The organism is Paenibacillus rhizoplanae, from assembly GCF_042684125.1.
Lineage (GTDB): Bacteria > Bacillota > Bacilli > Paenibacillales > Paenibacillaceae > Paenibacillus_AQ > Paenibacillus_AQ rhizoplanae.
In genome coordinates this window covers 9124-24203 of record NZ_JBHUKY010000053.1, presented here as the reverse complement: position 1 = coordinate 24203, position 15080 = coordinate 9124, and the positions used below count along the sequence as shown (strand labels likewise).

Here is a 15080-nt window from a genome sequence, read left to right as displayed (position 1 = left end):
AATTATCCGGTATTAGCTACCGTTTCCGGTAGTTATCCCAGTCTTGAGGGCAGGTTGCCTACGTGTTACTCACCCGTCCGCCGCTAAGTTAGTCAGGAGCAAGCTCCATCATAACTCCGCTCGACTTGCATGTATTAGGCATGCCGCCAGCGTTCGTCCTGAGCCAGGATCAAACTCTCCAAATTGGTATTTAGAAAGAGCGATTGCTCATTTTGAAACATCTGACGAGAATTGTTACACTCTCTCATTTTGGATCTCGCCGAAGCGATTTCCCACTCACTCGTTGTTCAGTTTTCAAAGATCAATGTCTCATCTTTAGTCGTTGATGTTTGTCTCAGCAGCGACCTTTATAATATATCACAGCACCCTTGTTTCAGTCAAGCGTTTTTTTATTTTCTTTTTTCGCTTTAGCTTCCAGCAAGTAATCCGAGGATCACCTGTCCAAAGGGCCGAGACTTAATGTATCATGAATCAGGAGTCTTCGTCAACCACTAAAACAAAGTTAATTTTAAACCCAGTAACATCACTACTCCCGGCAGCCCAAGAATGGTTACAGCACCTATGGTTGTTGGGTTAAGCGGTATGTGCAGATCCGTTAGAACCCCTGAGAAGTTAACAATATAAATGCCAAGCGCCGCCAATATAAGATGGGTTCCAAATACGCTCAGCCATGACCAGCCCAGCCTTTTCCTAAATACCGTTAGGATCAGCAGCGCCCCCGATATAATCAGTACACTCAAAGCAACAGTTCTTAGCATCGAATTCCCCCTCGCAAGTTATGTGTGCTCATACTTGTAACTGGCTCCGGTTAAGCCCGAGCCTCTTGGCATCCTTTAGGTGTATCTGATATTTACGTTCAGCCGCCTCCAGAATATAGATCGCATAGTCAATCTGATCCTGGCCCCGTGCCTCATCAAACATCAAATATGCTCTCTCCCATTCAGATTGCGCTTTGCAAACCTCCTGATACACCGTGCCCCATTCCTCTTCAGTCTCCGCTACCTTCTCCTTGTCGATATTCCCGCTCAGCCATTTGGTATTCCACCATCCCATTGCAATCCCTCCTAAGATATATGAATAACTGCAGGTGCAACCGGTGATTCACACCCGTTAATCTCATACATATCGGAATAGGGACAAACTTAGAACTCGGAGACGGGGATTAGCATAACTTTTAGCAGAATAGCAACGACTCTTCGGAAAAATAAAAAGGGAGCCCGCGGGCTCCCTATACTCATAACACTACTGCACATCACTCAGAACAGCTCACGACGGCCTTCCAGCGCCTTCGACAGGGTTACCTCATCCGCATACTCAAGATCGCCGCCTACAGGCAAGCCATGGGCTATCCTGGTGATCTTGATCTCGAACGGACGGACAAGACGGGAGATATACATGGCAGTGGCCTCCCCCTCAATGTTGGGATTGGTAGCCATGATCAGCTCCTTCACCCGTTCATCGCTAAGTCTGGTCAGCAGCTCCTTCAGCCGTATATCATCCGGTCCTAGGCCTTCCATGGGTGAGATTGCACCCTGAAGCACATGATAATAGCCGTCAAATTCCTTGGTTCGTTCGATAGCCACCAGATCCTTCGAGTCCTGAACTACACAGATTACCGAAGCATCGCGGGTTTTGTCCTGGCAGATCCGGCACGGGTCGGTATCCGTTATGTTGCAGCAGACCGAGCAGTAATGAAGATTACGCTTGACGCTGACCAGGGCTTTGGCAAAATCAATCACCTCGTCCTCCTTCATATTCAGCACATGAAAGGCCAGCCGGGCGGCTGTCTTCGGACCAATACCGGGCAAACGTGTAAAAGCTTCTATCAGCTTGGCTAGCGGTTCTGGATAATACAAAGTAATGGTTCTCCTTTGGTCGGGAGTGGAGTAAGCCTAGAATAAACCAGGGATCTTCATTCCGCCGGTGAATTTACCCATATCGTTATTAGCCAAATCTTCAGCCTGGGTAAGAGCATCATTAACAGCAGTGATCACCAGATCCTGCAGCATCTCGATATCCTCCGGATCAACAACCTCCGGTTTGATCTGAATGGACAGCAATTTCTTGTGGCCGTTCACCTGAACGGTAACCACGCCGCCGCCGGAAGAACCCTCAATAGTCTTGCCGCCTAGCTCTTCCTGGGCTTTGAGCATCTGCTCCTGCATTTTTTTAACCTGCTTCATCATTTGGTTCATATTATTCATACATCATCTCTCCTTTGGGATGCGCATCTCTGCGCTGATAGCTGAATCCTTATTCTTTTATGACAACAAGGTCTTCTCCAAAGAGCTGGATCGCCTCATCAATCCATGGTTCGGACTTGCCTTCGCCGCTCTCGTGCTCATGCTCCAGACGCAGCTCCTCTGTACTGGCCGAGGACGCAGATTTCGTCGCTGCTTCATTCCAGTCGCGCATCATCATAGTTACCAGCCGGTACGGCTTACCCAGCTTGGCAGCCATTACATTCTCGATGACCTGCCGGTTCGCAGGCTTCTCTGTCGTGTCCCGGTGAATGGTATTCTTAAAGGCAACCAGCACTGCATCTTCCATTACCGCCACCGGCTCACCGTCCACAAACCACGCGTGTACCGTGACCTTCTCTTCCTTCACACCCTGAAGAACAAGACTCCACTGCTTATATACCGCGCTAAAATCAGGACTGTCCTTACCCGCAATATACTTATCCAGCTGCGGCGGGAGCTTAGAGGCCGAGGATACGCGCGGAGCACTCGGAGCGGCTGTTCTCGGAGGCGGTTGCTCACGCCCGCCGCTGGCAACACCACCGGCTTGAATAGCCTGCTCCAGCTTCTTCTCCAGCGCGGCAATCTGCCGTCTGAGCTGGTCCAGCTCACCAGACTGTACCTGCGGAGAACCATTCGCGGCTGCAGGCGCGGCTGCATTCACTGCCAGAACACCTGCAGGTGAAGCAGCAGCATCCTGCGGACCGCTGCACAGCTTCATCAGCGCTACCTCGAATATAGTCTGCGGATGGGTCGCATACTTCATCTCTCCCAGATAGCGGCTCAGCGTCTCCACAATCAGGAATAACCGGTCACGGGTAAAAGCCTCAGCCATGTCGCGGAAATCGGCCGGATTCAGCACGCGGTCCGTTAGCTGGTCTGCTCCAGGCACCATCTTGATCATCAGTAAATCACGGAAATAATACAGAAGATTCTCCAGGCATTTATCTGCGCTCTTACCCTCATGCATCATCTGCTCCACAAGCTCCAGCAGCTGTCCCATGTCACTCTCAAGAATGGCATTAGCCAGACGCGCGAATTGTTCGGAGGGAATTCCCCCGGTCATCCCCAGCACCTGCTGATAGGTTACATTCCCGTCTGTGAAGGAAGAGATCTGATCCAGAATGCTAAGCGCATCCCGCATCCCCCCGTCAGACAGGCGGGCAATATACTGGAGAGCATCTGCATCTGCCGTAATGCCTTCCTTCTGGCAAATCTCGGTCAGACGGCCCGTCTGTTCCTCCAGCGAGACCCGGCGGAAATCAAACCGCTGGCAACGCGAGATAATTGTAGCTGGCAGCTTATGCGGCTCGGTGGTCGCCAGTATAAACATCACATGCTGCGGAGGCTCTTCGAGCGTCTTCAACAGGGCATTGAATGCCTCTGTTGTCAGCATATGCACTTCATCAATAATATACACTTTACGGCGTACTTCGGTAGGTGCATATTTCACCTTATCCCGCAGATCGCGAATCTCTTCAACGCCACGGTTGGATGCCGCATCAATCTCCTGGACATCCATGATGTTGCCTGCGGTAATCCGCAGACAGGACGGACACTCATTGCAGGGTTCAGGACCTTGGCCCCGCTCGCAATTGACTGCTTTGGCCAATACCTTGGCTGCACTCGTCTTACCGGTCCCCCGCGGTCCGCTGAACAGATAGGCATGCGAAACCCTCTGTTCGCGGATCGCATTCTGCAGCGTCTGGATAATATGCTGCTGCCCTACCATATCTTGAAACGACTGCGGCCGCCAGGCACGGTACAGTGCGATATGTTCCACTATGCATTACCCTCTCTCAGGCTGCCGCTTTCCGGCATTTGTCGCTAACTTATTATACTATATTCCCAACTCTTTGACCAAGTAGATGCAGCTTTACCATCCGATAAGGAAGGATATTAGTCATCGCGGGAAATATTATCTTATTGCCAAACTTACCTAGAAAAACAAAAAGCATCTTTGCTTGTAGCAAAGACGCTATTATCACCGTATATAAACCGTGCACCTGTTATTGATGGCTGCGATCCAAGCGGTAACCCTACAAAACTGCTCGGGCTAGGCCACCCTCCGGCACAAGAGTAAACTCACTTATGGCTGCTTCCTTCCGGACCTGACCAGGTTCACAAGCACTCATTGCGGAGGACCAAGCCGTCAACACAGCCCATAGGAACCAAGGCCTCACATCGACAGCACCTCTAACAGGAATTCAACCTCGCTACAGCGGATTGCGAGTTACAGGGCACCGCTACCTCCCCGTCTAGCACGGCGAAGATAAGTATAGCTTACGGACAGGCAAAAATCAACTATACATATTATATGCCGTATTTCTTCTTGAATCTGTCCACACGGCCGCCGGCATCCAGGAACTTCTGCTTGCCGGTGAAGAACGGGTGACAGCTTGAACAAATTTCGACGCGAAGCTCCTGTACTGTTGAGCCGGCATCAAAAGTGTTGCCGCAAGCGCAGGTTACCTTCGTTAGATTGTACTTGGGTTGAATGGCTGTTTGCATATGAAATCTCACCTCTCACGCCCTAAGCCTCATGCGGACCTAGAGTTATATGATAAACGCAAGCTACATTCTAGCACGTGAAGCCCAAGCTCTGCAATAGGCTGGCCGCACTTACATCCGGGGGCCTAGAGCTGTACTCTGCGCTGCTTGGCACGGGTCAGCTCCGCCGGAGGAACATGGGTGAAGGAGCCGATGACAACCTCCGGGAGCTCCTCACGGAAGATCTCCAGCATGGTCTTCATGCCAAGGATCTCACCCCGGGCCGGGGGAATAAGCTCCAGATAGCTCTCCGGGTCAATATTCAGATTGCGCATCTGAATAAGCTTAAGATCTGTACGTCTGACGAATTCCACCATTGCTTCAATCTCTTCCTCCCGGTCTGTAACCCCAGGGAAGATCAAATAGTTAATGGAGGTGTATACGCCTTGTGAAGCAGCATACTTCAGCGACTTCTCTACATTAGCCAGCGTATACCCGCGAGGCTTGTAATAGGCATTATAATGGTCATCCAATGCACTGATCGTACTGACCCGCATCAGATCAAGTCCTGCATCCACAATACCGCGGATATGATCGCTTAATCCAGCATTGGTGTTGATATTGATGTAGCCCATATCGGTAACGGAGCGCACTTCACGGATGGATTCAATAATCAGCTTCGCTTGGGTAGAAGGTTCGCCTTCACAGCCCTGTCCAAAGCTGACAATGGATTCTGGCGTCTTCAGGTGCTCCAGCATTACTTGTGAAACCTCATTCACTGTCGGACGGAAGTTCATCCGCGTCTGCGGGGACACAAACCCGCTGTCATCAGGCTGTTCAGAGATACAGCCGAAGCAACCGGCGTTACAGGAATAGGAGACCGGAACGGCGCCTTCCCAGCGGCCCAAAAAGGTATTGGACGAGGTTAAGCATTCATATTCCAGCGCACAGTTAGACAAGTGATCATACAGACGGTTCTCCGGGTACTTGGCAGTCAGATCCCCCACGCCGGTCTTCACATCATCCCGGTCGCAGTTAAGCGGGTTCCACTGCTCCGGATCATCCGTAAGATCAGCCGCCACATAGAATCCGCCGTCCTTCCACACAACAGCGGAATATCCGAAGAGCGGAAGCTTGTAGGTCTTGTCTGTCTTGACGTAACCGGGCAGGCACAGACGGGTGTATCCCTGCGGCAGCAAGGCTCCGACAGCCTGCGAACCTGCCGGCAGCGGCAGCATCTCACCGGTCTCCGGATTCATCCCAATTGCCCGCGTGCTCGGAAGCCCGACCAGCGTGGCCCCCTCAGGCAGCGGAACCAGCTCTTCCTCCAGTATCTCAACGATCATATCGCCACTGCGGGCCAGGGCATACAGCTCGGGATGATCATATACGTTTCCTTGTTCATCGGCATATACCAAATACATGTTATTCTCCTCTTGTTATCTATTCTCAGGTAGTCGGCACAGAAGGGGCCTTGGGCCGCGTGGTGCGGCGGGCGGACGATCCGCTGTTCGAGGTTCCGCCCTTGCTGGCGGTACCGCTTGCTGAAGAGGAATCCTTGCCTCCGGCCACATCAAAGGAGGCCAGGAATTCGGCGTTCGTCTTGGTGTCGCGCAGCTTCTTCAGGAATCCTTCTACGAAGTCATAGGATTCATTCATATTTTTACGGATCGACCAGATTGTATCCAGCTCTTCCTTGCTAAGCAATACTTCTTCACGGCGCGTACCCGAACGGCGGATATCGATAGCCGGGAAGATCCGGCGTTCTGCCAGCTTGCGGTCCAGATGGAGCTCCATGTTCCCTGTACCCTTGAATTCCTCATAAATAATATCGTCCATCCGTGATCCGGTATCAATCAGTGCGGTGGCAAGAATAGTCAAGCTGCCGCCCTCCTCCACGTTACGTGCAGAACCGAAGAAACGCTTAGGCCGATGGAACGCGGCCGGATCAATTCCTCCGCTAAGTGTGCGGCCGGATGGCGGAACCACGAGATTGTAGGCACGGGCGAGACGGGTAATGCTGTCCAGCAGAATGACGACATCCTTTTTGTGCTCCACCAGCCGCAGCGCCCGCTGCAATACAAGCTCAGCCACTTTGATATGATTCTCCGGCAGCTCGTCAAATGTCGAAGCCACTACCTCACCTTTAACCGAACGCTGCATATCCGTTACTTCCTCAGGACGTTCATCGATCAGCAGGACAAACAGTGCAATCTCGGGATTATTAATGGAGATACTGTTGGCAATTTCTTTTAGGAGGAGCGTCTTACCTGCTTTGGGAGGTGCTACAATCAAACCGCGCTGTCCTAGTCCTACTGGAGCAAGCAAATCCATGATGCGGGTCGATAAATGAGCTGGGGATGTTTCGAGCGGCAGCTTGACTTGCGGATAAAGCGGCGTAAGTGCCGGAAAATGTAACCGTTCAGCTGCAGTTGCCGGGTTCTCGCCGTTGACGGCATTTACTTGTAAGAGCCCGAAATAGCGTTCGTTCTCTTTGGGCGTCCGGCATTTCCCGGAGACCAGATCACCGCTTCTAAGGTCGAACTTGCGGATCTGCGAGGCGGAGATATAAATATCCTCTGCACTCGGCAAGTAGTTAATCGGCCGAAGGAAGCCATAGCCTTCCGGCAGAATCTCAAGCACGCCTTCCATAAACATTAGACCGCTCTGCTCTGCCTGTGCTCTAAGAATAGCGAAGATTAACTCCCGCTTCTTAAGCGTTCCGTAATAAGGGATCTGGTATTTCTTGGCCAGCTTATACAGATCGGTAAGCTTCATTTCTTCCAGATCGGAAATTTGAAGATCCATGTGCTATAACCACCTATTCAATTTGTGTATGATGAGTTCTAAACTATGAGTCTATGAAATTGCTTATTAGGATAGGATTACCCGAATTGGAAGGGGATATGCACTCAATAGCCAATTTTCGCCCTTGCCAATCCGGATATCCTCATTATTCGTTCTCGCGCCAGACATCGGCTCCCAAACTGCGAAGATTACTTACGAGGTTATCATAACCGCGGTCAATATACTCTACACCTGTCACTTCGGTGATACCTTCTTCAACAGTAAGACCGGCAATCACCAGAGCTGCGCCTGCGCGGAGATCGGCAGCCTTCACCTTGGCAGCATTCAGCCGGCCGCCTTCAATGATTGCAGAACGTCCTTCTACACGAATCTTGGCGCCCATGCGGACCAATTCAGGAACATGCTTGAAGCGGTTACTGTAGACGAAGTCACTCAGGACACTAACGCCTTCAGCCTGAGTCAGCATGCTGGTCATCGGGGATTGCAGATCTGTGGCGAATCCGGGATAGATTAACGCTTTGACATCGGCAGGCTCGTACTTGGCCTTGCCAATCACTCTGATACTCTCATCCAGCTCTTCTATGTCTACTCCCATTTCCAGCAACTTGGCAGTGAGTGCCTCCAGATGCTTGGGAATCACGTTATCAATGAGCACGTTGCCCCGCGTAGCCGCAGCAGCAATCATGTATGTTCCAGCTTGAATACGGTCGGGAATAATGGAATGGCGGCAGCCGTGCATTTCAGTTACGCCTTCAATCCGGATCGTCTCCGTACCGGCGCCCTTAATAACAGCGCCCATAGAGTTCAATAAGGTAGCTACATCTATAATCTCAGGCTCTTTAGCCGCATTTTCAATGATTGTAGAGCCCTTGGCACGGGAGGCCGCAAGCATAATGTTAATGGTGGCGCCGACACTGGAGACATCCAGGTAAATCTTGGCACCGCGCAGTTCTTTGGCATACAGATGAATCGAGCCGTGGTCATTGGTAACGGTCGCACCAAGCGCTTCAAAGCCTTTGATATGCTGGTCAATCGGGCGGGGCTCAAAATTACAGCCGCCGGGTAATCCAATAGTCGCTTCCTTAAATCGGCCCAATAATGCGCCCATCATATAATAAGAGGCCCGGAGCTTTTTCACTGGTCCGTTAGGCATGGGAATGGATACGATACGGGAGGGATTAATTCTCATTTGGCTGCCTGTCCAAGACACGCTCGCGCCAAGCTCCTCCAGAATTTCGGAGTAAACGGCAACATCACTAAGCGCAGGCAAATTATCCAGCACAACTTCAGACTCCGCCAAAATTGCTGCAGGAATAAGCGCAATGGCGCTATTCTTTGCTCCGCTGATGGTTACAACGCCCTCTAGCGGACGTCCGCCGCCAATCATTAATTTTTCCATAAATTTATCTGGTTCCCCCTACGTGTATTGCAGCTTGTTGTTGTGGCAATACCAGTTGTGGCTTAAGGTGACATAAGGACTGCTTGTGATTGGTGATTAGAAGAAGAAACGGCTGCGCCGTCCTTATCTGAAGGACGGCACCCGTTTCTGAGGAAAACGAAAGGTCTTGTGCGGAAAAACGTTATGCAGCAGGGTAATAATTAGCCTTTGTTGCTGGATCCGAATTCGCGGATTTTGCCGATAACAGTCTGCTTGATAGCATCGCGGCCCGGTGCGATGAATGTACGCGGATCGTAAGCATCAGGTTTAGCAGCAAGAACTTCGCGGACAACCTTAGCGAACGCGATTTGGTTCTCAGTGTTAACGTTGATCTTGGAAGTACCCAGGGAGATGGATTTCTGAATGTCGTGTACAGGAATACCAGTACCGCCGTGAAGTACAAGCGGAAGGTTAACCGCATCGCGAATCTCTTCCATTTCCTTGAATCCAAGGTTTGGTTCGCCCAGGTAAGGACCGTGTACGGAACCCAGTGCAGGAGCCAAAGTGTCGATGCCTGTTTCTTTGACGATGCGTACGCATTCGTTAAGGTCAGCGTATTGGATGCCGCCGATAACGTCATCTTCCTGTCCGCCTACAGTACCAACTTCTGCTTCTACAGAAACACCTTTAGCGTGAGCATATTCAACGACTTTTTTAGTCATTTCAATGTTCTCGTCGATTGGGTGGTGGGAGCCGTCGATCATTACGGAAGTGAATCCGGCATCAATGGCATCTTTACATTTGTCAAAGCTTGAACCGTGGTCCAAGTGGATGGCTACAGGAACGGTGATTTTCATGTCATGAATAAGACCTTCAACCATCTTAACTACTGTATAGAAGCCGCCCATGTGACGAGCTGCGCCTTCGGATACGCCAAGGATTACCGGTGACTTCTCTTCTTCTGCTGCACCAAGAATCGCTTGCGTCCACTCCAGGTTATTGATGTTGAACTGGCCAACTGCATATTTTCCTTCAAGTGCTTTGGTCAACATGTCTGTCATAGATACTAATGGCATGGTTTCAATCCTCCTAAAATATTGGGTTGCTTATATAAGCCGACATCACATACAGGCCTATTATAGCACATCCTGTGTTAAATACTAAATAGGATACACAAAAAAATGTCCCGGTGGGACGATATTCAGCCAACCCTTTGCCGACGGATCATTTCCTCTTTTAGCGTATCCATAACAGGATGTCCCCAAACTATAATTCACCTAAGCTAGCTGCATTGGTCAACGGATTTGTTGTGCAGGTGCATATTGACGGCAACGCGCATCTCGTCGATATCGAACGGCTTGGTAAAATGCATTAGGGCTCCCAGCTTGGTCGCTTCCTTAATCATGTCCAGCTCTCCGTAGGCCGTCATCATAATGACCTTGATCGCCGGATTAAGCTCCTTCAGATGCTTGAGAATCTCGAGTCCGTCCATCCCCGGAATTTTCATATCCAGCAGAACCATATCCGGCGATTCGTTCCTGACAATGTCCAGCGCCAATTTCCCGTTAGCTGCCTGAAAGGTGGCATAACCTTCACTATTGAATACTTCCATGAGGAGAATCCGGATTCCATTCTGATCGTCCACGATTAACACTTTCTTTTTTTCCATACGATACCCTCCCAGAGTTTAAGGCAGATTGTCCATACCGCGCTCTCTCACAGCTAACGGCCCCGCTTCAACTTAGTCTATACGAAACCTATTATTCGTGCTTTGCAGCCAAAATCCTGCTAATTGGCTAAAATGCGTAAATCTATGCCATATAAAGGTGTATTTACAGTTGAAAAGCGGGAGTACAGTCCCCTTGAAATCCGCAAGCTATTGTGCAAAGCAAACAACGTTTCAGCGAGAATTAGAAGGATAAGCAACCTATAAATTATATTTTTAAAAAAGAAGCCCCCTAATGGGGGCTCCCGCAGGCCCGGCAGGCCTATTCATCACATTGTTAGATTTGCTCGGAATGTGTAAGCGAAGCTTTGACAAATTCACGGAACAGCGGCTGTGGACGGTTCGGGCGGGACGTGAATTCCGGGTGGAATTGCACGGAGAGGAACCAAGGGTGACCCGGCAACTCGACAATCTCCACCAGACGACCGTCAGGGGAGGTTCCGGAAATGACCAGACCTGCCTTCTCCATCTCATCACGGTAAGCATTGTTGAACTCATACCGGTGACGGTGACGCTCATAGACCAGCTCATCGTCGTAGCAGGACATAGCAAGTGAATCCGGTAAAAGCTTGCAGGGATACAGTCCGAGGCGCATAGTGCCGCCCATATCTTCGATATCCTTCTGCTCCGGCAGGAGGTCAATCAGCGGATGCTGCGTCGTAGGATCGATCTCGGAGCTATTCGCTCCCGCCAGTCCCAGCACGGAACGGCCGTATTCGATGACGGACACCTGCATTCCCAGGCAAATGCCAAAGAACGGAATGGACTGCTCCCGCGCATAGCGGATCGCTGAGATCTTGCCTTCGATTCCCCGGTCGCCGAAGCCGCCTGGAACCAGAATGCCGCCGATGCCGCCCAGCAGCTCGTCCACATTCGCATCGGTCACCAGCTCTGCATCTACCCACCGGAGCTTCACTTCGGCATTGGAAGCAAATCCGGCATGGGACAAAGATTCAACCACACTCAGGTAAGCATCGTGAAGCGCCACATACTTGCCGACGATGGCAATCTCAACCGTACGCTCCAGCTTCTGAATCCGCTCCAGCATGCTCTCCCATTCACGCATATCCGGTGCAGGAGTAGTCAGCTTCAAGTGATTGACGACAATCTCATCCAATCCTTCGTCGCGCAGATTCAGCGGCACCTCATACAGCGTCGAGGCATCGCGGCATTCTACAACGGCGTTCGCATCGATATCACAGAATAGAGCTAATTTGGCTTTCATATCGTCGGTCAACGGATATTCGGTACGGCATACGATCACATTGGGCTGAATCCCGATGCTGCGCAGCTCCTTGACGCTATGCTGTGTCGGCTTTGTTTTTACTTCTCCGGCTGCTTTGATATAAGGAATCAGGGTCACGTGAATGTACATGACATTCTCCCGGCCGATATCGCTCTTGATCTGACGGATGGCCTCCATGAACGGCAGACTCTCGATATCACCCACGGTGCCGCCGATTTCAGTAATCACTACATCAGAGCCTGTCTCACGGCCTGCGCGGAATACGCGTTCCTTGATTTCGTTCGTAATATGCGGGATAACCTGTACGGTTCCTCCCAGATATTCTCCGCGGCGTTCTTTGCTGATGACCGAGGAATAGATTTTGCCTGTCGTTACGTTGCTGTTCTTCGACAGATTAATGTCAATAAACCGCTCGTAATGCCCAAGGTCGAGGTCGGTTTCCGCGCCGTCATCGGTCACGAATACTTCCCCGTGCTGATAAGGACTCATTGTTCCCGGGTCCACGTTAATGTAAGGATCGAATTTCTGGATCGTTACCTTGAGACCTCTGTTCTTGAGCAGTCTGCCCAGCGAAGCAGCGGTAATGCCTTTGCCAAGGGAAGACACAACGCCACCCGTTACGAAAATATACTTTGTCACTGTAAAACCCTCCTAAATAAAGTCCAGAAATTCAGGGGACGCTTGCCCCTTATCGTATCCCTTTTTTCCATCATCCAACCGGGGAACCCGAAAGTTGCTTCCACCCGCCAAAATCCAAGGCCACGGGCCTGGGAATCGCGGAAAACCGCAGCTTCTTGGCATACAAGTTAAGCGAAGCCTATTCCTTCATATCTTTGTAAAAAAACAAAAAAGTGACACCCGTAGACCCGGGGCACTTTTTATTTTAGAAAACAATATTAACTTTCATTATAAGCCCATGCAATAGTTTACTCTGACGGTCCTGCACCTGTCAAGGGAGGAATTGCGCTGCCACAAAGACTATCCTAATATTGCTCTTCCTAGTCCTCATCGTCGGCATCGTCTTCTTCGCCGTCTTCGGAATCTTCACCATCCGATTCGTCTTCGTCAATGTCGTCGTCTTCATCGATGACCACATCTTCGTCAACTTCCTCTTCGCTGTCGTCGTCGGAATAGAGGTCGTCACGATCTTCATCAATCGCATCGAAATCCTCTTCCTCAGCAGCATAATTCTCTTCTTCATCGGCAAAGTCGTCATCTTCCAAATCGTCGTCTTCATCATTGATGATCCGCACGCGCTTGGTGTTGCCGACAGGGTCATCGGAGCGTTCCAGCGGGTACCAGCGCTTCAAGCCCCACAGGTTGGTTCCGACACAGGCAAAACGCCCGTCAATATTAATCTCGGTATATAACTGGGCGATCGTATCTTGGCTCTCTTGATCGGTCAACCCGCGCAGCTTGGCAACCTCAACCATCAGATCACGGTAGTAGTAAGGCGTATTGGCTGCCTTAAGCACCAGGAAGGCCAAGTCTACCATCGGCATTTCTTTTACTTTCTCAGGGTCCAGCTTTAAATTGAGTGGCGTACTCACTAAAGGACACTTCCTCTCACGCATTGTTCACATTAAATCATGCTTTATTCATGATATCCATTAACAAACCTAAGTAAAACCTATTTGCGGGTAAATTGCAAGTCTATTGCAGCAAGATCCGGGAAACAGAATCTGCGGCCCTTCTGATCAAGTGGAAACGGCTTTGCCGTCCTTTGAAAGGACGGCATTCGTTTCAGCGAGAAATAGAAGGATAAGTTATCGTGTGCAACATATAAATTCTTATATTTTGAAGAAAGCTTGTCCGTCTGGACAAGGCGATATATATGAACAGCTTGAGCGCGCTTTTATTATCAAAAAGGCGGAGGGGTTATCCCTCCGCCATGACTGTATCCACGCCAAGGATCGGCTCCTTACGGGATGTTGCAGGGCGCCTCGCGGTTCCCTCTGTTCATTTTATGTAAACTCTTTGCTTTTGACACGATGGGCAGCCTATTTCGTTAAAAAAGGGCAAGTTCCCATTCGGACGCCATCCCCCGCTCATACAATATGGCAGCACGGCACCGAGGAGGGGACGGCGTAACCTATGGATTATTACGGATTTTGGCAGATGCTGCTTGAAGAAATGAAGGCTGCCCCCAAAAGTGCCCCACGGCACATTGTGACCTTCAACGACCCCCGCATGTATGCCGGCGCACTATCGCAGTGGAAATCTCTGAAGACTAAAAAGCCTGGTCTGCGGCAGGTTCAGGTCTCTACGCTGATCCGGGCTTTCTTCGTGCCTGCCGCAGGAGCAGAGCGCCTGATGGACCGTTATGCAGACTCCCTATGTATAGAAGAAGACCACCGGATTCTGGTTCACTCGGTCCTGGCGGACAAAAGCGGTTCCGCTCTGCTGCCCTGGGGGATCAAGGCCATCCGCGCTCCGCAGGCCTGGTCCAGATCGACCGGCGTCCATGTGAAGATCGGCGTAATTGATACGGGCGTAGATTTCCGCCATCCCGATCTCAGGCATGCCCTGGCCTCCGGGGTAAACCTGCTGAACCGGGGCATGATGCCGCTGGATGACAACGGCCACGGCACGCATATTGCCGGCACCCTGGCCGCCGCCGGAGGTGCGCGCAACATGATGGGCGTAGCCCCCCGGGCGCTGATCTATCCGGTCAAGGCTTTCGACCACAACGGCTCCGCCTATGTGTCGGACATTGTTCTTGGCATCGATTGGTGCGTGCAGAACAAAATCGATATCATTAATATGAGCTTCGGGATGAGGAACCGGAGCAAGGCTCTGCATGATGTGGTGATCAAGGCCTACCGGGCCGGGATCGCCATCATCGCTTCCTCCGGCAACGACGGCAAGCGCGGCGGGGATTACCCCGCGCGCTATCCGGAGACTATTGCCGTAGGCGCCCTTGACAGAAGGCAGCGCATTGCGGCCTTCAGCAACCGCGGACCGTACATTGATGTGTACGGTCCGGGCGAGAACATCCCCTCCTGCTGGCTGCGGGAGGGGTACAAGGAAATGAGCGGCACCTCCATGGCGACCTCCCATGTCACCGGTGCCGCGGCCCTGTTGCTCGCGCTGCGGCCGGGGCTGTCGCCCCGCGAGCTGAAGCTGCTCTTGCGCCGCACCGCATCGCCGGTGCGGCTGCGCAAGGGCCAGCGCCGCGCGTCCCTGGGCGGC

Annotated in this window: 14 protein-coding genes, 1 rRNA gene and 1 other RNA gene; 1 reads left to right on the top strand and 15 read right to left on the bottom strand. The window is 51.4% G+C overall.

What is annotated here, in order from left to right:
- The 15 genes from ACFSX3_RS23545 to rpoE form a co-directional block, all read right to left on the bottom strand.
- Nucleotides 1-185 (bottom strand): 16S ribosomal RNA (locus ACFSX3_RS23545); the annotation flags it as partial.
- Between the two features lie 306 nt (nt 186-491).
- Entirely contained in the window at nt 492-758 is a 267-nt protein-coding gene (locus tag ACFSX3_RS23540) for a pro-sigmaK processing inhibitor BofA family protein (RefSeq protein ID WP_209994762.1), read from the bottom strand.
- A gap of 28 nt (nt 759-786) precedes the next feature.
- Nucleotides 787-1053, bottom strand: a complete 267-nt coding sequence (locus ACFSX3_RS23535; RefSeq protein ID WP_209994782.1) for a hypothetical protein — start codon at nt 1051-1053, stop codon at nt 787-789.
- Nucleotides 1054-1256: 203 nt separating this feature from the next.
- Nucleotides 1257-1856 carry a recombination mediator RecR gene (gene recR / locus ACFSX3_RS23530; RefSeq protein WP_209994763.1) on the bottom strand — a complete coding sequence of 200 codons (600 nt, stop codon included), beginning with the start codon at nt 1854-1856 and terminating at the stop codon, nt 1257-1259.
- Nucleotides 1857-1892: 36 nt separating this feature from the next.
- Nucleotides 1893-2204: a YbaB/EbfC family nucleoid-associated protein gene (locus ACFSX3_RS23525; protein ID WP_209994764.1), complete on the bottom strand. Its 312-nt coding sequence runs from the start codon at nt 2202-2204 to the stop codon at nt 1893-1895.
- A 49-nt stretch (nt 2205-2253) separates the two neighbouring features.
- A complete protein-coding gene (gene dnaX / locus ACFSX3_RS23520; RefSeq protein WP_209994765.1) occupies nt 2254-4023 on the bottom strand; it encodes a DNA polymerase III subunit gamma/tau in 1770 nt (589 codons plus the stop codon).
- 215 nt (nt 4024-4238) lie between these two features.
- An RNA gene (gene ffs / locus ACFSX3_RS23515) (signal recognition particle sRNA large type) lies at nt 4239-4507 on the bottom strand.
- A 46-nt stretch (nt 4508-4553) separates the two neighbouring features.
- Nucleotides 4554-4751, bottom strand: coding sequence for a 50S ribosomal protein L31 (gene rpmE / locus ACFSX3_RS23510; RefSeq protein WP_209994766.1), 198 nt, complete (start codon nt 4749-4751; stop codon nt 4554-4556).
- A gap of 125 nt (nt 4752-4876) precedes the next feature.
- Complete coding sequence (locus tag ACFSX3_RS23505; protein ID WP_209994767.1) at nt 4877-6154, bottom strand: radical SAM protein; 1278 nt, start codon at nt 6152-6154, stop codon at nt 4877-4879.
- A gap of 25 nt (nt 6155-6179) precedes the next feature.
- Nucleotides 6180-7538, bottom strand: coding sequence for a transcription termination factor Rho (gene rho, locus ACFSX3_RS23500; RefSeq protein ID WP_209994768.1), 1359 nt, complete (start codon nt 7536-7538; stop codon nt 6180-6182).
- Between the two features lie 145 nt (nt 7539-7683).
- On the bottom strand, nt 7684-8937 hold the full coding sequence (locus ACFSX3_RS23495) for a UDP-N-acetylglucosamine 1-carboxyvinyltransferase (RefSeq protein WP_209994769.1): 1254 nt from the start codon (nt 8935-8937) through the stop codon (nt 7684-7686).
- Nucleotides 8938-9137: 200 nt separating this feature from the next.
- Complete coding sequence (fba, locus tag ACFSX3_RS23490; protein ID WP_209994770.1) at nt 9138-9992, bottom strand: class II fructose-1,6-bisphosphate aldolase; 855 nt, start codon at nt 9990-9992, stop codon at nt 9138-9140.
- A 206-nt stretch (nt 9993-10198) separates the two neighbouring features.
- The gene (locus ACFSX3_RS23485; protein ID WP_036698896.1) at nt 10199-10585 is read right to left on the bottom strand and encodes a response regulator; all 387 of its coding nucleotides are present in this window, start codon (nt 10583-10585) and stop codon (nt 10199-10201) included.
- 334 nt (nt 10586-10919) lie between these two features.
- On the bottom strand, nt 10920-12527 hold the full coding sequence (locus ACFSX3_RS23480; RefSeq protein ID WP_209994771.1) for a CTP synthase: 1608 nt from the start codon (nt 12525-12527) through the stop codon (nt 10920-10922).
- Nucleotides 12528-12886: 359 nt separating this feature from the next.
- Nucleotides 12887-13438, bottom strand: a complete 552-nt coding sequence (gene rpoE / locus ACFSX3_RS23475; RefSeq protein ID WP_209994772.1) for a DNA-directed RNA polymerase subunit delta — start codon at nt 13436-13438, stop codon at nt 12887-12889.
- A 544-nt stretch (nt 13439-13982) separates the two neighbouring features.
- Here rpoE and ACFSX3_RS23470 point away from each other — a divergent pair.
- Nucleotides 13983-15080: S8 family peptidase (locus ACFSX3_RS23470; protein ID WP_379313328.1), on the top strand; the 1098-nt coding region annotated here is incomplete at its 3' end.

Coding starts and splice junctions, on each gene's coding strand:
- ACFSX3_RS23540 (WP_209994762.1), bottom strand. CDS start 758: ATGCTAAGAACTGTTGCTTTGAGTGTACTGATTATATCGGGGGCGCTG.
- rpmE (WP_209994766.1), bottom strand. CDS start 4,751: ATGCAAACAGCCATTCAACCCAAGTACAATCTAACGAAGGTAACCTGC.
- ACFSX3_RS23525 (WP_209994764.1), bottom strand. CDS start 2,204: ATGAATAATATGAACCAAATGATGAAGCAGGTTAAAAAAATGCAGGAG.
- ACFSX3_RS23495 (WP_209994769.1), bottom strand. CDS start 8,937: ATGGAAAAATTAATGATTGGCGGCGGACGTCCGCTAGAGGGCGTTGTA.
- rho (WP_209994768.1), bottom strand. CDS start 7,538: ATGGATCTTCAAATTTCCGATCTGGAAGAAATGAAGCTTACCGATCTG.
- ACFSX3_RS23485 (WP_036698896.1), bottom strand. CDS start 10,585: ATGGAAAAAAAGAAAGTGTTAATCGTGGACGATCAGAATGGAATCCGG.
- ACFSX3_RS23505 (WP_209994767.1), bottom strand. CDS start 6,154: ATGTATTTGGTATATGCCGATGAACAAGGAAACGTATATGATCATCCC.
- ACFSX3_RS23535 (WP_209994782.1), bottom strand. CDS start 1,053: ATGGGATGGTGGAATACCAAATGGCTGAGCGGGAATATCGACAAGGAG.
- fba (WP_209994770.1), bottom strand. CDS start 9,992: ATGCCATTAGTATCTATGACAGACATGTTGACCAAAGCACTTGAAGGA.